General features: G+C 32.6%; 19 protein-coding genes. 10 read left to right on the top strand and 9 right to left on the bottom strand.

Annotation, left to right across the window (positions count from 1 at the left end; genetic code table 11):
* Positions 1-20 precede the first annotated feature (20 nt).
* The 4 genes from H6F32_RS02545 (at position 21) to H6F32_RS02560 (ending at position 4,549) form a co-directional block, all read left to right on the top strand.
* Complete coding sequence (locus H6F32_RS02545; protein WP_190367766.1) at positions 21-1,820, top strand: Gldg family protein; 1,800 nt, start codon at positions 21-23, stop codon at positions 1,818-1,820.
* 242 nt (positions 1,821-2,062) lie between these two features.
* Positions 2,063-2,920, top strand: coding sequence for a DUF4340 domain-containing protein (locus H6F32_RS02550; RefSeq protein ID WP_190367767.1), 858 nt, complete (start codon positions 2,063-2,065; stop codon positions 2,918-2,920).
* 24 nt (positions 2,921-2,944) lie between these two features.
* On the top strand, positions 2,945-3,799 hold the full coding sequence (gene purU, locus H6F32_RS02555) for a formyltetrahydrofolate deformylase (RefSeq protein ID WP_190367768.1): 855 nt from the start codon (positions 2,945-2,947) through the stop codon (positions 3,797-3,799).
* 15 nt (positions 3,800-3,814) lie between these two features.
* Positions 3,815-4,549, top strand: coding sequence for a phytochelatin synthase family protein (locus tag H6F32_RS02560; RefSeq protein ID WP_190367769.1), 735 nt, complete (start codon positions 3,815-3,817; stop codon positions 4,547-4,549).
* Between the two features lie 46 nt (positions 4,550-4,595).
* Here the strand turns inward: H6F32_RS02560 and H6F32_RS02565 are convergent, their stop codons facing one another.
* Both H6F32_RS02565 and H6F32_RS02570 read right to left on the bottom strand, forming a co-directional pair.
* Positions 4,596-5,216, bottom strand: a complete 621-nt coding sequence (locus tag H6F32_RS02565; protein WP_190367770.1) for a hypothetical protein — start codon at positions 5,214-5,216, stop codon at positions 4,596-4,598.
* A 134-nt stretch (positions 5,217-5,350) separates the two neighbouring features.
* Complete coding sequence (locus H6F32_RS02570) at positions 5,351-6,145, bottom strand: nuclear transport factor 2 family protein (RefSeq protein WP_190367771.1); 795 nt, start codon at positions 6,143-6,145, stop codon at positions 5,351-5,353.
* 76 nt (positions 6,146-6,221) lie between these two features.
* Here H6F32_RS02570 and murG point away from each other — a divergent pair, with 76 nt between their 5' ends.
* The 5 genes from murG to H6F32_RS02595 all read left to right on the top strand — a co-directional run bounded on the left by murG (position 6,222) and on the right by H6F32_RS02595 (position 10,906).
* Positions 6,222-7,292 carry an undecaprenyldiphospho-muramoylpentapeptide beta-N-acetylglucosaminyltransferase gene (gene murG, locus H6F32_RS02575; protein ID WP_190367772.1) on the top strand — a complete coding sequence of 357 codons (1,071 nt, stop codon included), beginning with the start codon at positions 6,222-6,224 and terminating at the stop codon, positions 7,290-7,292.
* A gap of 112 nt (positions 7,293-7,404) precedes the next feature.
* On the top strand, positions 7,405-7,797 hold the full coding sequence (locus H6F32_RS02580; RefSeq protein ID WP_242031025.1) for a hypothetical protein: 393 nt from the start codon (positions 7,405-7,407) through the stop codon (positions 7,795-7,797).
* A gap of 79 nt (positions 7,798-7,876) precedes the next feature.
* Positions 7,877-8,587 carry a TIGR04283 family arsenosugar biosynthesis glycosyltransferase gene (locus H6F32_RS02585; protein ID WP_190367774.1) on the top strand — a complete coding sequence of 237 codons (711 nt, stop codon included), beginning with the start codon at positions 7,877-7,879 and terminating at the stop codon, positions 8,585-8,587.
* A 72-nt stretch (positions 8,588-8,659) separates the two neighbouring features.
* Positions 8,660-9,280, top strand: coding sequence for a TVP38/TMEM64 family protein (locus H6F32_RS02590; protein ID WP_190367775.1), 621 nt, complete (start codon positions 8,660-8,662; stop codon positions 9,278-9,280).
* 72 nt (positions 9,281-9,352) lie between these two features.
* Positions 9,353-10,906: a mercuric reductase gene (locus tag H6F32_RS02595; RefSeq protein ID WP_190367776.1), complete on the top strand. Its 1,554-nt coding sequence runs from the start codon at positions 9,353-9,355 to the stop codon at positions 10,904-10,906.
* A gap of 111 nt (positions 10,907-11,017) precedes the next feature.
* On the opposite strand, the gene H6F32_RS02600 is transcribed toward H6F32_RS02595, so the two are convergent.
* The 6 genes from H6F32_RS02600 to H6F32_RS02620 all read right to left on the bottom strand — a co-directional run bounded on the left by H6F32_RS02600 (position 11,018) and on the right by H6F32_RS02620 (position 14,494).
* Positions 11,018-12,442: a DUF697 domain-containing protein gene (locus H6F32_RS02600; RefSeq protein ID WP_313926245.1), complete on the bottom strand. Its 1,425-nt coding sequence runs from the start codon at positions 12,440-12,442 to the stop codon at positions 11,018-11,020.
* A gap of 231 nt (positions 12,443-12,673) precedes the next feature.
* A complete protein-coding gene (locus H6F32_RS02605) occupies positions 12,674-13,003 on the bottom strand; it encodes a hypothetical protein (protein ID WP_190367777.1) in 330 nt (109 codons plus the stop codon).
* Positions 13,000-13,380: a site-specific DNA-methyltransferase gene (locus H6F32_RS20830; protein ID WP_313926261.1), complete on the bottom strand. Its 381-nt coding sequence runs from the start codon at positions 13,378-13,380 to the stop codon at positions 13,000-13,002. The genes H6F32_RS02605 and H6F32_RS20830 overlap by 4 nt, the downstream gene beginning before the upstream one ends.
* A complete protein-coding gene (locus tag H6F32_RS20835) occupies positions 13,352-13,936 on the bottom strand; it encodes a DNA methyltransferase (protein WP_277875025.1) in 585 nt (194 codons plus the stop codon). The genes H6F32_RS20830 and H6F32_RS20835 overlap by 29 nt, the downstream gene beginning before the upstream one ends.
* Positions 13,937-14,014: 78 nt before the next feature.
* On the bottom strand, positions 14,015-14,242 hold the full coding sequence (locus H6F32_RS02615; protein WP_242031026.1) for a hypothetical protein: 228 nt from the start codon (positions 14,240-14,242) through the stop codon (positions 14,015-14,017).
* 81 nt (positions 14,243-14,323) lie between these two features.
* Entirely contained in the window at positions 14,324-14,494 is a 171-nt protein-coding gene (locus H6F32_RS02620; protein WP_190367778.1) for a hypothetical protein, read from the bottom strand.
* Positions 14,495-14,775: 281 nt separating this feature from the next.
* On the opposite strand from H6F32_RS02620, the gene H6F32_RS02625 reads away from it, so the two are divergent.
* Complete coding sequence (locus H6F32_RS02625) at positions 14,776-16,746, top strand: pentapeptide repeat-containing protein (protein ID WP_190367779.1); 1,971 nt, start codon at positions 14,776-14,778, stop codon at positions 16,744-16,746.
* 33 nt (positions 16,747-16,779) lie between these two features.
* On the opposite strand, the gene H6F32_RS02630 is transcribed toward H6F32_RS02625, so the two are convergent.
* Positions 16,780-16,944 carry a PCP reductase family protein gene (locus H6F32_RS02630; protein WP_190367780.1) on the bottom strand — a complete coding sequence of 55 codons (165 nt, stop codon included), beginning with the start codon at positions 16,942-16,944 and terminating at the stop codon, positions 16,780-16,782.
* Positions 16,945-16,951 lie beyond the last annotated feature (7 nt).

Below are 16,951 nucleotides of genomic sequence, written 5' to 3' on the forward strand. Positions count from 1 at the left end.
ATAATCTCAAATCTCAAACAATGCTGAAAAGTAAATTTGCCAATACACTTGTAAAATTATTAGTCAAACTATTCTTTTTGCTTGGACCATTTCTATTGACTGCTGGTTTAACCATAGGAATAGCGTCAGAAAAATGGGGAATTATTCCTTTATCACTGTTAATTACAGGTATAGTTATTTGTGGTTTATGGCTAATATTAAAACTGCGAGAAACTCAATGGTTAGAAAAACGTTCCACTCAGTCAGGTACTAATGCTATCATTGCTACTTTATCAGTTCTGGCAATTTTAGCCATGATTAATTTTCTCGGTATTCGTTATCATCTACGTTTAGATTTAACAGATAATCAATTATTTACCCTTGCACCACAATCACGAGAATTAGTCACTAATTTATCACAACCTGTAAAACTTTGGTTATTTACCACCCAAAAAAATCCCCAAGATCAAGAATTATTAAAGAATTATACTCGTGAAAGTAGTAATTTTCAATATGAATATGTGGATCCCCAATTAAAACCAGGACTAGCGAAAAAGTTTAATGTTAAACAAGATGGTGATGTTTACCTAGAAGTTAATAATCAACAAAAATTAGTCCAAAATATTAACCAAAATCAACCACTTTCTGAAGTAAGAATAACTAATACTCTCCAACAAATTACCACTTCTACTAATGTTAAAATTTATTTTCTTCAGGGTCATGGAGAAATTCCAATTTCCGATACTCAAGAAAAAATTCCCGAAGCCATTCAAGCATTAAATGAGAGAAATTTTACCACATTACCTTTAAATTTAACATCACAACCTCAAGTTCCTGTAGATGCTGCTGCTGTGGTAGTTGCTGGACCGCAAAGAGGACTTCTGGTAGGAGAAGTTACTGCTTTACAAGATTATTTAAAACGTGGTGGTAATTTATTATTAATGCTTGACCCTAATAAAGATTCTCAACTTGATCCTCTTTTAAAAGACTGGGGTATTACTTTAGATCAAAGGTTAATTATTGATAATTCTGGAGAAAGTTTAGGATTAGGACCTGCTGCTATTTTAGTGACGGAATATGGAGAACATCCTATTACTAAAGATTTTGGTAATGGTATTTCTGTCTATCCTTTAAGTCGTCCTATAGTTGTTACTTCTGTTCCTAATGTTGAATCTATGACTTTATTAAAAACTAAGCCTTTTCCTAATAGTTGGGCTGAAAGTGATCAAAATTCTGAAAAGTTGGAATTTAATGAAGATAAGGATCTTAAAGGTCCTTTGACTTTAGGGGTAGTTTTACGCAAAAAGTTATCAGCAATACCTACAGTTTCTCCTAGTTCTCCGATTTCTACACCTACAGTTTCTCCTAGTTCTCCGATTTCTACACCTACAGTTTCTCCTAGTTCTCCGATTTCTACACCTACAGTTTCTCCTAGTTCTCCGATTTCTACACCTACAAATTCTCCTAGTTCTCCGATTTCTACACCTACAAATTCTCCTAGTTCAACGAGTGTCATAGACACTAATAAAAATACTAATACAAATACTAATACTAATACAAATACAAATAATAAAGAATCACGTTTAGTAGTATTTGGTAATTCTAGTTTTATTGGCAATGGTTTATTTAGACAACAATTAAATGCAGATGTATTTTTAAACTCTGTAACTTGGGTAAGTCAACAAGATCAACAAACCTTATCAATTCGTCCTAAAGAACAAAAAAATCGCCGGATTATCATTTCTACCAATGAGGCAAATATATTAACCATAGTAGCAATTTTGGTATTACCTTTACTTGGTTTAATAGTAGGTGTTATTATTTGGTGGATACGACGTTAACAGGACTTACGCAACTGGCACATTGGTAGGCTGCGTCAGATATCAACAATCTGTTTATTTGCAGGATTGATTCTGAAGTAGTTGGTAAGCTCGTCGAACCACACCCTACAAAAGATTTTTGGTCTGACACTTGCGTAAGTCCTAGTTAATTGTAGAGATATCAGCTATTAAGCTGTTGTGCAGCTAGTGGGTAAGATACTTACTCTTAATTAACATCATAAATTAACAACATCATTAACAACATGAGATTACCACGTTCTACCTTAGTTTTAATATTTTTAGCTGTGAGTTTAGGAAGTTTTGTTTATTTTTATGAAATTAAAAACAAAACTGCACAACAGCAAGTTAAATCACAAACATCAAAAATATTTACTTTTGCTGCTGACGATGTACAATCTTTAACTGTAAAAACTAAAGATATGACATTACAATTAGCCAGAATAAATAGCAATAAAACATCAGATAAAAAACCACAGTGGGAAATAAAATCTCCTGTATCTGCACTAGCTAATGATGGTGTTGTCTCTTATTTGATGGATTTATTAATTGATGGTAAAATTCAGAAAACTACCTCTATTTTACCATCTCAATTATCAGAATTTGGTTTAGATAAACCTTTGGCTACAATTGATGTTACACTGAAAAATCAGCAAAGTCATCAGTTAATTTTAGGTAAATCTGATTTTAATAATGAATTTATATATGCTAAAGCTAATCCTGGTAGAAATAGGGATTTACTTTTGATATCTAAAGATTTTGCTAATGCAGTTAATCGGAATTTGTCAGAATGGCAACTATCAGGACAAAATCAACTAGATATAGATAATAAATCACAATCTTTACCCAGTTTACCTAGTCTTCCTCCTATAACTGCTACTCCTAGTTCTGTTGTTTCTCCTGCTATTTCCCCTACTTCAGCTAGTTCTCAAACTACATCCCAAACTATGTCAACTCCACCTAAGAATACACCTAAAAATACACCTAAAAATACATCAAATTCTCCCAATAAGACATCTAAAACTACATTAAACACACCTGAACATACATCTGGAATTACACCAAACAATACAGAAAATACCTCAAATGTTCCACTTAAATAAAACTATAGGATAGATTAACTTCTGATGATAAAAAAAACAGCAACATTGTTAATTTCTTGCCCAGATCAACAGGGTTTAGTAGCAAAAATTGCTAATTTTATTTACGCTAATGGTGGCAATATTATTCATGCAGATCAACATACAGATTTTGAAGCTGGATTGTTTTTAACTAGGATAGAATGGGAGTTAGAAGGCTTTAATTTACCAAAGGATCTCATTAGTCCTGCTTTTAATGCTATTGCCCAACCTTTAGGGGCAAAATGGGAATTACATTTTTCAGAAACTATACCGAGAATTGCTATTTGGGTTAGTCGTCAAGACCATTGTTTATATGATTTAATTTGGCGATATCGTGCTAAAGAATTTCAGGCTGAAATTGCTTTAATTATTAGTAATCATCCTCATTTACAGGCAATAGCTAAACAATTTAATATTGACTATTATCATGTTCCTATTACTAAAGATAATAAGTTAGAACAGGAAGAGAAACAGTTAGAGTTACTCAAACAATACAAAATTGATTTAGTTGTTTTGGCTAAATATATGCAAATTATGAGTGGGGATTTTATTGAAAAATTTCCGCAAATTATTAATATTCATCATTCATTTTTACCTGCATTTATTGGCGCAAATCCCTATCATCGTGCTTTTGAAAGAGGTGTAAAAGTAATTGGGGCAACTGCCCATTATGCTACTGCTGATTTAGATGCAGGTCCTATTATTGAACAGGATGTGGTGCGTGTTAGTCATCGAGATGATGTGGATGACTTAATTAGAAAGGGTAAAGATTTAGAACGGGTTGTATTAGCGCGTGCTGTGAGATATCATCTGCAAAATCGGGTTTTAGTATATGGTAATAGAACTGTAGTTTTTGAATAAAGGAATCTAACTGTAATGAATAAGTTCACATATCAAACATTAAAAATTTCTCTACCTATAATTTTATTAAGTATTTGTCTAGGAGGTAGAAGTACCTTATCCCAAACATTACCACTAACATCTAATTTGATTAGTTTTAATACTCCCGCAGGGGAGAGATTACTATTAAGTAGTAGATCAAGAAGTGATTTTTTTCCTTTAAGTACACAATTTGTTACTCAAGAAAATCAAGCATTTTGTGGTGTTGCTAGTATGGTAATGGTATTAAATAGTTTACAAGTTTCTGCACCAGAAGCACCGGAATATAAACCTTTTAAGGTATTTACTCAAGGTAACTTTTTTAATAATCCTAAAACCATAAAGGTAGTGAGTCGTGATATAGTTGCCCGTCAAGGGATGACTTTACAACAATTAGGAAACTTATTAGCAAGTTATGATGTAAAAGTAGAAGTTTATCATGCGGGTAATTCTAGTTTAGAAAGGTTTCGTCAATTAGCACAAGAGAATTTGAAAAGTTCAGATAATTTTATTCTTGTGAATTATTTGCGTAAAGAAATAGGCCAGGAAAGTGGTGGACATATTTCACCTTTAGCGGCCTATAATGAGTCGACGGATAGATTTTTGATTATGGATGTTTCTCGTTATAAGTATCCACCTGTTTGGGTAAAAACTAGTGATTTGTGGAAAGCGATGAATACGCAAGATCAATCATCAGGAAAAACTAGGGGTTTTGTTTTGGTAAGTAAGTAATTTACCAATTACCTACCAATTACCAATTACCAATTACCAAAGAAAGTTATTTATAGGATTTATCTATGGGAAAAGTTCCTAATATTTCATCAACTCCCGCGCCTCTACCTGCTTCTCCATCAGAATTCCAATCATTATTTGAATCTATGAGTGTTACTCCTGCTTGGTAATAACATTGTAGTTGTATAGATTTCTGATCTTCTGAGATTAATAAGTTGAAGTTTCCGCTTTTTGTGGCACATTGAAATTGAGCTTTTTTAATTTGAGTTCCATATTTTTCTTCTAAATATTTAGTATAAGGTGTATCGCTGGGTAATGGTGTGAGAAATTTGCTTTCGTTTCCTGGTATTGGTAATGCACCTAAAGGTGATCCATAGCGATCGCCATTTTTTTGTTTTTTAGCTTCCCAACAGGCAAAATACACTTTTTTATTTTGATCGCCTGGATAAGTTCTTAAACCAATAATTTGATTTTTTGGACATTCTTTTGTATATTTTTGGGTATATTCTGGATAGCGATCGCTTAATTTTTTAAATAATATTTCACATTTTTGCTTTCCACAATTACCTTTAATGATCGGTTTTTTAGTAATCTGCGCTAAGGCAATTTCTGAGTTAACTAATAATGGGATAATTGGTAAAAGGAGGATTAATTTCCTTAGTTTCATATTTTTATATCAAGATATGTTTATGTTTGTCTAGTGTTTCAGTTCTCAGGTGCGTCAGAATGCTTACTTTTAAATAAGCTAATTTTTGATATCTGACGCACCCTACTAATAATGAATGTGTGTTAATTTTCCACTTACTTCTTCACAACATTTAAACGTTGCGTGATAATTGTCATATTTTCCCCCCGACGAATTACGGCGGAAATCCATTGACTACCAGGTGTAGATGGTGCGCGTCCAACTTTAAACAGTCCACCAGCATCGAGGAAGGTTAAATTAGCCATTGTGGGATTAAGTAGCTTTGTAGGTTTAATAGGTTCTTCTAAAGCAGCACCTAATAACATATCGTCTCCTAAAGGTTCTTCCACAATCGCATCAAAGATATATTTCTCTCCTACTTTGACCTGCTGTGGTAGTTTGATTTCTACTTTAGGAGGTTTACTACCCATAGTTAGTTCAGTACGTTCTAAGAGAATGTCTTGACGGACAATTTTCGTTCCAGAAATGCGTTGACGTGATTTAATGGTTGATTTTAGTTTAAAATCGTTAGATTTAGAAGGTACACCTGTGATATTTGTTATAGTTTCCGCTACAATGCTATTACCTTCAGATTTCCAAGATTCTAACTTTGTGCTGTACTGTAATTGAGGGTAACGCTTCCATAATGCTGTTAAGGCTTGTTCCATAGATTTACGGTTTAAACCATCGCCATGAGCAAAATTATTGCTGTAAAATTGCATTACACCTCTAACGTTACCTTCACTGGCTGCTTTGTCAATCTGAGTTAATAGCTTAGTGATTTCTGCAGGAGAGTTCTGAGGTTTAGCTTCTGCAATGGGTAGACTAATAGTCAGCAACAAGGAAATAAGGGAAAGACCAAATGGTAAAGTTTTGTTACGTTTGATTAATAAATTGGTAATTTTAGGCATTAGTCACAGTTTAGTGATTTAAGGTAGGGAATTTGTTTTATCTTAATGAAGCTAGGCGATAAATGGTATAGCTTTCATGATAAATGCAAAAAAAATTAAATTACTTATAGCAGCTAGTGGTACAGGTGGACATTTATTTCCGGCCATTGCCCTAGCGGAAAAACTTTCTGACTATGATATTCAATGGTTGGGTGTTCCCCATCGCTTAGAAACTGAACTTAAACTTCCATATACGTTAAATATTATTGATGTGGAAGGTTTTCAACAAGGTTTAAGTTTAGCTTCTTTGAGAACTTTATTCAAGTTAATTAGGGGAATTTTAACAGTAAGAAAACTTATTAAACGCGAAAATTTTCAAGCTGTATTCACCACTGGTGGATATATTGCAGGTCCAACTATATTAGCTGCGCGTTCTTTGGGTTTACCCGTGATATTTCACGAGTCTAACGCTTTACCAGGTAAAGTAACTCGTTTTTTTGGTCCTTGGTGTGATACAGTAGCGATTGGGTTTGAGGTTACTAGTCAATATTTACCCAAAACAAAAACTGTTTGTTTAGGTACTCCTGTGCGATCGCAATTTCTAGCAGAAAGTCAGGATCACCAGCTAGACTTACCTATTCCCGATGGTGTTCCCTTAATAGTGGTTTTTGGCGGAAGTCAAGGTGCAGTAGCTATAAATAAGCTGGTGCGAGAATCAGCACAATCATGGTTTGATGCAGGTGCTTATATTGTGCATTTAACAGGAGATAAAGATCCTGATATGAACAGCTTACAGCATCCCCAATATATCGCCTTACCATTTTATGATCAAATGGCGGGTTTATTGAAAAGAGCTAATTTAGCTATTAGTAGATCCGGTGCTGGTAGTTTAACAGAATTAGCGGTATGTGGTACACCTGCGATTTTAATACCCTATCCTTTTGCGGCGGAGGATCATCAAAGTTATAATGCAGCAGTATTTAGTCAAGCAGGGGCGGCTATAACTTGTAAACAATTGGAATTAAGTAAAGATATATTAACAGAAACAGTTTTAAGACTACTGAAATCACCTACAGAATTAACACAAATGGGAGAGAGAGCAAAAGCGATCGCTATTCCTGATAGTGCAGAAAGACTAGCATCTTTAGTGAGAAAAATCCTAGAATAAACCATTGGGGATCAAAAATGTTATCATAATTTAATAGATAACATGATTCTCATTGAGGTAAGTACAAATGTTCAGGGGTAGATCAAGAAAAAAGGGTAATTATTATCCAATAATGGCTGCATTAATTGTTATCTTTGTAGGACATTCAACTATTGATTCAAGTTTTACTAATGAGACGCAAAAAACCCTAGCATTATCTCAAAATACTAACAATATAGATGCCAAAAAAGCCCTAGAATTAGTTTGGAGTATTCCCCAAATAAGGAAAAAAGCGCGAGAAATTGAAAAACTTTCTCAAGGTACAATTAGAGTTAGCATTGCTGTGGATAGTTCTCCTAGTGCTGAACAACCATATTATGTGATTAAAACATTAGAAAATCATGCAGATAATAGTACCATTCCTATTTATTGGTTGCGGGTATTTCATTCTGGTAAAATAGAGGCTTTAGACATTGTTAATAATCAATATATACCTGTGGAAAAATGGCATCCTGATGGTAGATAAATAGGGTGAAAAACAATACTCCTATATTAATTTAGATGATACTGTTTATCATAATTTAGCAACAGATAATCAAAAATAGATGATAATTAAAAAAAATGTGATGATTTCCATAATTATTCCCACCTTAAATGAAGCTGAAAATATTGCCACAATTGTCAAAGTAATTAATCATAGTAACTCTACCAATACTATGGAAATGATCATAGTTGATGGAGGTTCACAAGATGATACGGTAAAAATAGCCGAATCTTTAAATATCAAATTACCCCTAAAAGTGATTAATTCTGCTCCCGGCCGTGCCATGCAAATGAATAATGGTGCTATAATTGCTCAAGGTGAAATTTTATTATTTCTCCATGCTGATACTCTATTACCAAATAATTTTGCAGAAATGATCCTTAGCTGTATGCAAAAATCGGGAATAGTCGCTGGTGCTTTTACTTTGAAAATAGATAGCAATAATTGGGGTTTACGTTTAGTAGAATGGGGTGTAAAATGGCGATCGCTATTTTTGCAATTACCCTATGGAGATCAAGCTATTTTCATGAAAAAAGATACATTTAACCAAGTTGGTAAATTTCCTGAACTTCCCATCATGGAAGATTTTGAAATTATCAAAAGATTAAAAAAAATGGGAAAAATAGCAATTATATCTGATCCGGTAATTACCTCATCAAGAAGATGGTTAAAAAAAGGTATATTCCACACTACAATATTAAATCAAATCATCATTATTGCCTATGTATTAGGAATTTCTCCCGCAACAATTGTAAAATGGTATAGATCCTAGATCCCCGACTTCTTTAAGAAGTCGGGGATCTGAATCTAATCTATTAATCTATCACCACTAGCACATTAAATTATGAACTACATACAACAACTATTAATAAATACCTTAGAATGGATTAATAATTTAGGTATAATTGGGGGAATAGCATTTATTAGTTTATATATTATTGCCACAATTACCATTTTACCCGGTTTAATTTTAACATTAGGTGCAGGAGTAATATTTGGAGTAATTTGGGGATCTATATATGTCTTTATTGGTGCTACCATAGGGGCTGTATTTGCATTTTTAATAGGACGTTATTTAGCCAGAAATTGGGTAAAATCAAAAATATCTACTTATAAAAAATTTGCGGCTATAGATCATGCAATAGGTAAAGAAGGATTCAAAATAGTCTTTTTAACCAGACTTTCTCCCCTATTTCCTTTTAATATCTTAAACTATGCTTTAGGTATTACTAGTGTTTCCTTAAAAGATTATTTTCTAGCTTCTGTAGGGATGATACCAGGAACAATTATGTATGTTTATCTTGGTTCATTAGCAGGTAATTTAGCATTAATTGGTACTGCTAATCAACCTAGTAATTCTACTATTCAATGGGTATTAAAAATTATTGGTTTCATAGCAACATTGATAGTAACAATTTATGTAACAAAGATAGCTAAAAAAGCGTTAGAAACAATTGATAATTGATATTAAAAAACTAAAGATACCCGACTTCTTTAAGAAGTCGGGTATCTAACTAACTACAAAAGGTGAAAAGAAATGACTAATTCAGAATATGAGAGAATTATAGTTAGGCCAACAGATGAATATAATCAAAAATTGGTACAAAATACCCATCCAGAAACATGGATCAATCCGCAACCAGTAGAATGTTATGATTTAGTTATTATCGGTGCGGGAGTTGCTGGTTTAGTAGTTGCTGCTGGTGCTGCGGGTTTAGGTATAGGATTAAAAATAGCATTAATAGAAAAACATTTAATGGGAGGAGACTGTTTAAATTTTGGTTGTATTCCTTCTAAAAGTTTAATTCGTTCTTCTCGTGTTATTGGAGAAATTTGGAAAAGTAAAGATTTAGGAATGAATATATCCCCTATTTCTCGCAAAATTGATGTTGATTTTGCCTCAGTTATGGCTAGAATGAGAAAAATTAGGGCTAATATTAGTGAAAATGATTCGGTGCAAAGATTTAAAAAATTAGGTGTGGATGTTTTTTTAGGATCGGGTAAATTTATTAATCAAAATACTATTGAAGTTAGTGGTAAAAAACTCAAGTTTAAAAAAGCAGTCATAGCTACTGGTGCGCGGGCTAAAAAACCTGATATTCGCGGTATTGAAGAAGTGGGATATTTAACTAATGAAAGTGTTTTTTCTTTGATTCAAAAACCAGATAAATTAGCAGTTATTGGTGGTGGACCTATTGGTTGTGAACTCGCGCAGGTGTTTAGAAGGTTAGGTTGTGAAGTTACTTTATTTCATCGTGGTTCACATATTTTAAATAAAGAAGATCCCCAAGCAGCAGCAATTTTACAAGAAGTATTAGTTAAGGAAGGTATCCGCTTAGTTTTAAACTGTAAAATAGAAGAAGTTGTCAAGGTTACTGAAGGTAAAAGATTGTATTTTAGTAGCAATGAAGATCGAGATTCTATTACGGTTGATGAGATTTTAGTGGGAGTGGGAAGAACACCAAATGTAGAAGATTTGGATTTAGAAAATGTGGGAGTTGCATATAATGAACAGGGGGTAATAGTTAATAATTATTTGCAAACTACTAACCCGAAAATTTATGCAGCAGGGGATATCTGCATGAGTTGGAAATTTACCCATGCGGCCGATGCAGCAGCAAGAATAGTGATTAAAAATGCTTTATTTTCACCTTTTGGAATTGGTAAATCTCGGTTTAGTGATTTAATTATTCCTTGGGTAACTTATACAGATCCCGAAATTTCCCATGTGGGAATTTATCCAAGTGATGCGAAAAAATTAGGGTTAGAAATAGAGACAATAAAGATTAATTTTAGTACAATAGATAGAGCGATCGCTGATAGTGAAGAATTTGGTTTTTTAAAAATTTATCATCGAAAAGGTAGCGATGAAATTTTAGGCGCTACCATAGTTGCCAGTCATGCTGGAGAAATAATTTCCCAGCTAACCACCGCTATGGTTAATAAAATAGGATTAAGTCAACTTAGTAGCGTAATTTATCCCTATCCAACCCAAGCAGAAGCAATTAAAAAAGCAGCAGACGCTTATCGTCGCACTTTATTAACAGATAAAACTAAACAATTACTGGGATTTTTACATAAGTTATCTTAATTTATCTTAATTTATCTTACACTTTAGCTGCACATCAGCTTAGTAAATCGAACTGTTAAATTTTAGTTAATTAAATTATGGTGCGTTATACTAATATAACGCACGCAAAAATTAACTAACAACTTCAACGGTTTTAGTTTCTGGTAATAACCGTTTTACACTTTGTTTAACAAAAGTTTCCAAAACAGCTAACTTCTGATTTTGTTGGAAAACATTTTGCAAAATTCCCTTGAGTTGTTCCAAGTTTAAACCATTTCCTGTTGCTATTGCTATTTCCTGCTGTTCAAAATATGCAACTAAACTTAAACCCGCAATTCGAGTCAAATAAGCTGCACTTACTCCTTCCACTAATCCCCCAGCTATAAACGTGATAGCATTAGTTTTGAGAATACCTGTAACTGCTCTGGTGGATAATTCAACTAATCCTAATTTTGCCATACTAGTTCCCATTGTTCCCGCAATAGTTTGGGCCTGTTCTAGGGAAAATTTTTGTTGATAAATGTTTCCTAAATCCATTACCATTTGTCCAGTAATGGCCGCAGTTGCTAATATATCTAATGCAGGAATGGGGTTAGCAAATGCAGCCGCCGCAGCTATCCATTGATATTGTTCAATAATCGGATTTGCGCGATCGCTCCGCACTTGATTTAAACTATTCTTAGCTGCATTTTTTAGTAGTAAAACTTTCCGCATCGTAGTTTTACAAACTAACTGTTCTCGCTGTTCTGTGCAAATAATTGATAATTGTTCCGTCAACTGTTGCATATCAGAACTTGGTTTTTCTATCCATTCTTGCACAGTGGTATCATCATTATATTTTCGCACTTTTACAGGTACAGGATCAGCCGCAATACTAACTACATTATTACCAACTCGACCTTTTAAAGATTGTAAAATAGTAGCGCGTTCATCTATCATATATTGGTCTTGTTTATTGAAAACCAATAAAGTAGATTGTTTAGTTTTTTGCAATTGTTCCCAAACTTTAAATTCTGAATCAGTCAAATCTCCATTAGTTAAAAACAACACAAAATCAGATTTTTGCATTGTTAATAATGTTGCTAATTCACAATTCTCTTGCAAGTCTGTAAATAAAGATGCAGTTTCTTGAAAATGCCAAGACTTGTTGATCTCAACATCATGCAGATTTTGAATAACTTTACTTTTACCTACAGACTTACCACCAGTAACAGCAATATTTAACTCCTGTCTATTTAGTTCTAATGGTAACTGAACCACTTCCTCTTTAAAAGTAGTTATAGCTGGATGATTGACAGATTCCTGTGCTAATTGATTAATGATAATGTTAGTTTGAGCGATCGCCTTTTCCACCGCTTCCCGATTTATAATCATATCATCTGGAGTAGGTGTACCATGATGATTTTGTTTCCATAACCACAAACTACCACCCACAACTACCGCACCTAATAGGCTAAATTCTCCCACATTAGCCAGGGTATCATACCAACTATCTAACATCCACAGGGAAAAAGACAAACCCAGTCCTCCCACTAATATTGGTTTATGTAACTTCACAATTTTAGTTCTCCACGTTTGTGATGATTATTCTTGGAACTAATCCAATCTTTATTTTAAAATAAAAACTACTCTTTAATGAGTGCTTGTTGATTAAATTGTTGATATTTCTTAATGGTTATGTTGGATCTTTAATTGATGGTTTTGTTTAGTTAGTGATCAAATTATTGTATTTTGGGCATTTTGTCGGCTATTATTGTACACCATTTAGATGAAATTTGCTGTATTTATTTACTCTCTTTGATTTTCACGTTCCTCAATTTCCACTTCTTCTAAAGACTGTCCATGACGACTCAGAAAATTCCAAATATCACGATAAAAGAAATTATCAATAGTTTGAATATGTTGAGAAAGTAATCTATCTGTAATCATATTTGGGCGAATATCACAGTAATATACACCGTCAAGTGGATTTAGTTTAATGGTGTAGGCTTTAAAGTATCCTGACAAAAATGTTGTATTAATCCCATAGCGATTTTGTGGCTTTGTTTTCTTTCTTTGTACATCGTTTAAAAAAATGGCATTATCTACTGCATGATTTACCAAATCTTCTAGTTTCATCGAATAGACTCCCTAGGTTCTGCATTTTTGCGATCAAAGGCGATCCATTCTTCTTTGGTCATGCGACGGACATTTTCTAATCTTTGAATTGCCCAATTATTATACTCAATATTGAGATCACATCCCATCCAACGACGGTTAAGTTGTTCTGCAACTACAAGAGTTGTTCCTGATCCGGAAAATGGATCAATAATTAAATCTCCTTCCTGGGATGATGCAACAACAAATTTTCTTAATAGTTCCTCTGGTTTTTGAGTTGGATGAGGTGTTGTTTCTCCCATACCATTACAAGTAGTGGGAATTTCTATAACATCTTTGGGTTTTGCACCTTTTGGGTGAGGTGTCCAGTTATGTTTCTGCTTGGGGATGAGATGGATATTTTAACGTATGTGCGCCATAATAAATTTGCACATCATCAATATTAATCTTGGTTTTTTCAGATTTACGAAAATGGATAATACTTTCATGAGAACGACCCCAATCACTACCTAAATTAGCTTTATTTTTATAATGCCAAATTAACCAACGACAATTTTTGAAATATTTGGAAGCAGGATATTTCAAATCAGCTAATATTTCGGAAAAACCACAAATATAAAAAGAGCCTGTTGATTTGAGAATACGTGAAACTTCAGTAATCCATTTAATTGACCATTCAATATATTTTTCTTGGTTTTCAAAGTTATCCCAGGCAGATTTTTTAATATTATAAGGTGGATCTGCAAAAACTAGATCAACGCTTTCTGATTCAATTGATTTGAGCCATTCTATTGAATTACCTTGATATATTTTCCCGTGAGGATGTGTATATTGTAATTGAAAATCTTGGGTTAAAGGTTCTAAATTATGTTCTATTTTTGGTGATTCTACAAGTTCAAAATCTAGGAAATGTTGTATTATTTTTAATGTACTATTAGAATTGTTCAATGTCATCCATCCTTGCTAATTCAATAAACAACGGTAATCAGAGTAACAAAAGTTAAAACTGCGTTTGAGAAGGGGTTTCTTTAACTAAACGCAGACAATCTTCCAGATCATTACCTTGCCAAGTTTCAGCATAATGTAGTAAATCACCTGCTTTTTTACCTCGCTTAATGGGGAAATACGACGTAATAAGCGTTGATTTATGGTGATTTTTTCCTGGATAGAGTCCAGAAAATCACTAACTAAGGAAAGTTGTTCTGGTGGTAGATGGGATATCTGTTTTTCAATTTTTTGATGTAGTTCTAAATAATTCATTTGTGCCTCGTTTTGATATAAAGAATGGGGATAATTCTATTTTATCTTTTTATTTTATAGCGATACCTTCTCCGCTTCTTCCTAATCTAAATCCAGAAAAAGTCCCTCAGCATTCATCACTAAATCTTCATCAGATAAGGGCGAAAAATCTAAATCAACTGTGCGTTTTAAAATCTCTAATGCTAAATCTAACTGTTCTGAGTCTTTCAAACGGTCGAATGTGTTCAGAAGTTCTTGTACTACAGCAGTCATAACTTTTTTCCTAGATATAGAAATATCATAATATGAGCTTGATAAGGAAATTTTGTCAACCTATATCAATGATAAGTGCGATTACTACGGTGCGCTTCGCTATCGCACTCCCAAAATCATCCTACAAGCACTGATTTATCAGATCCCTCATCTTATTCAAGCTGACTTAAAATATAAAACCTATGTATAAAAATCACAATAAACCTCTTGCAAGGTTCTAAATTTGTTAGAATATCAAGGTAATTGGAAACAAACTATACCGCATAGAAGGATAAAATACTATGGATGCTGAGGAACTTTTAGCACTTTATGAAGAAGGAAAAAGAGATTTTCAGGGTTTAGATTTGGAAAATATAGATTTAAGTCATGTTTATTTAAGAGATGCTGATTTAAGTCATGCTTATTTAGCTGATGCTGATTTGAGTAACGCTAACTTAAATAATGTTGATTTAAGTCATGCTTATTTAACTGATGCTGATTTGAGTAACGCTAACTTAAATAATGTTGATTTAAGTCATGCTTATTTAACTGATGCTGATTTGAGTAACGCTAACTTAAATAATGTTGATTTAAGTCATGCTTATTTAACTGATGCTGATTTGAGTAACGCTAACTTAAATAATGTTGATTTAAGTCATGCTTATTTAACTGATGCTGATTTGAGTAACGCTAACTTAAATAATGTTGATTTAAGTCATGCTTATTTAACTGATGCTAATTTAACTGATGCTAATTTAACTGATGCTTATTTAACTGATGCTTATTTAAGTGGTGCTGATTTGAGTAACGCTAACTTAAATAATGCTGATTTAAGTGGTGCAATAATTGATAGCGAAACAAAATTACATTATAAATGGTATTGTGTATGGAAACTTATTAATTCAAAATTCAATATTTTTGATATAAATTTAACTTATGATGATACAGATTTAGAAGATCATGATATTAATTTAGTTATTAATGGTATAGATTTAACTGTTGGTGATATTAATTTAAGTAATGCGGACTTGAGTTGTGCTAAATTATACTTTATTAATTTAAGTAGTGCAAACTTAAGTGGAACTAACTTCAGTAATTCTGATTTGAGTGGTACTAATTTAAGTGGAGCTAATTTAGAAAATGCTGATTTAAGTGGTACTAATTTAAGTGGAGCTAATTTAGAAAATGCTGATTTAAGTGGTACTAATTTAAGTGGTACTAATTTAAGTGGAGCTAATTTAGAAAATGCTGATTTAAGTGGTACTAATTTAAGTGGAGCTAATTTAGAAAATGCTGATTTAAGTGGTACAATAATTGATGATAAGACAAAAATAGATGATAAGTGGTATTTTGTATGGAAAATTGTTAATGGAGAATCAGATAATGTAATAAAAAGATATTATCAACTTTCTTTATTTAATCTACTGAATAATTCATTTGATCATAATCAATATGTAGGTAAAGATTTAAGTAATTCTTATCTTCAGCATTTAGACTTTATAGGTTCAAATTTAAGTTTTTCTATTTTTTATCGTGCTGATTGTGAAAATGCTAATTTCACAAATACTAACTTATACTGTGCAAACTTTCATGATGCAAATTTAAGAGGTGTAAATTTCCAAAATGCTGATTTACGATATGCTAATTTTATAGGAGCTAATCTTCAAGGAGCAGATTTAAGCAATGCTGATTTACGATATGCAATTTTAATAGGTGCTGATTTAACAGGAGCACAGTTTACTAATGCTGATTTACGATATATAAATTTACATGGAGTAGACTTAACAAAATCTAAAACAGAAGGAGCAAAATTTACAATGTTTGATGATATATCATGTTCTTGGAATCAAATTAATGATGAACAATTTGAAAAACTTTGTTACGATATTCTTCTGAAAGAACATAATTTAAAATTGACTAATATAGATAAAATTGGTAACTCTCGCTCTCGTGATGGTGGTAGAGATATTGTATTTTATAAAGGTGTAGATATTAATAAAAAACCTATTAAATGGATAGCTCAATGTAAATTAAAAAGTGATAAGCGATCTCTTGGAAGTTCACAAGTTACTGATATACTTGATATGCTACTAGCAAAAGAAGCTAAGGGTTTTTGTATTATGACTAGCAGTATAATTGATGCAACTTTACATGATAAATTAGATGATTTAAGAGATAAAACTGGTATTGAAGTAGAAAAATGGTCATATTTAGAAATAGAACGTTTCTTAGCAGAACATCCAGAAATCAAAGCCCGATATTTTAAAGATTAACTTGATAAAACTTGATAAAAATTATTCATAAAATTAGCCTACGTAGGTAGGCTCTTCATAAACCTCAATAGTAATTAAAAATATATCCTTCTCATACGCATAATTTTCAATCTTCTTTCGTGCAAAAGGACGCACAAAAAAAGGAATATCTTTCACCTTTGCTTCCGCTTCCGCAGTCCATTTAACTTGTTCACTCATAGATTTT

This window comes from Anabaena sp. FACHB-1237 (genome assembly GCF_014696225.1).
Classification (GTDB): domain Bacteria; phylum Cyanobacteriota; class Cyanobacteriia; order Cyanobacteriales; family Nostocaceae; genus FACHB-1237.

Coding starts and splice junctions, on each gene's coding strand:
- purU (WP_190367768.1), top strand. CDS start 2,945: ATGATAAAAAAAACAGCAACATTGTTAATTTCTTGCCCAGATCAACAG.
- H6F32_RS02605 (WP_190367777.1), bottom strand. CDS start 13,003: ATGAAACTAGAAGATTTGGTAAATCATGCAGTAGATAATGCCATTTTT.
- H6F32_RS20835 (WP_277875025.1), bottom strand. CDS start 13,936: ATGACATTGAACAATTCTAATAGTACATTAAAAATAATACAACATTTC.
- H6F32_RS02545 (WP_190367766.1), top strand. CDS start 21: ATGCTGAAAAGTAAATTTGCCAATACACTTGTAAAATTATTAGTCAAA.
- H6F32_RS02585 (WP_190367774.1), top strand. CDS start 7,877: ATGATAATTAAAAAAAATGTGATGATTTCCATAATTATTCCCACCTTA.
- H6F32_RS02550 (WP_190367767.1), top strand. CDS start 2,063: ATGAGATTACCACGTTCTACCTTAGTTTTAATATTTTTAGCTGTGAGT.
- H6F32_RS02570 (WP_190367771.1), bottom strand. CDS start 6,145: ATGCCTAAAATTACCAATTTATTAATCAAACGTAACAAAACTTTACCA.
- murG (WP_190367772.1), top strand. CDS start 6,222: ATGATAAATGCAAAAAAAATTAAATTACTTATAGCAGCTAGTGGTACA.
- H6F32_RS02565 (WP_190367770.1), bottom strand. CDS start 5,216: ATGAAACTAAGGAAATTAATCCTCCTTTTACCAATTATCCCATTATTA.
- H6F32_RS02630 (WP_190367780.1), bottom strand. CDS start 16,944: ATGAGTGAACAAGTTAAATGGACTGCGGAAGCGGAAGCAAAGGTGAAA.
- H6F32_RS02620 (WP_190367778.1), bottom strand. CDS start 14,494: ATGACTGCTGTAGTACAAGAACTTCTGAACACATTCGACCGTTTGAAA.
- H6F32_RS02560 (WP_190367769.1), top strand. CDS start 3,815: ATGAATAAGTTCACATATCAAACATTAAAAATTTCTCTACCTATAATT.
- H6F32_RS02615 (WP_242031026.1), bottom strand. CDS start 14,242: ATGAATTATTTAGAACTACATCAAAAAATTGAAAAACAGATATCCCAT.
- H6F32_RS02625 (WP_190367779.1), top strand. CDS start 14,776: ATGGATGCTGAGGAACTTTTAGCACTTTATGAAGAAGGAAAAAGAGAT.
- H6F32_RS02580 (WP_242031025.1), top strand. CDS start 7,405: ATGGCTGCATTAATTGTTATCTTTGTAGGACATTCAACTATTGATTCA.
- H6F32_RS02590 (WP_190367775.1), top strand. CDS start 8,660: ATGAACTACATACAACAACTATTAATAAATACCTTAGAATGGATTAAT.
- H6F32_RS02595 (WP_190367776.1), top strand. CDS start 9,353: ATGACTAATTCAGAATATGAGAGAATTATAGTTAGGCCAACAGATGAA.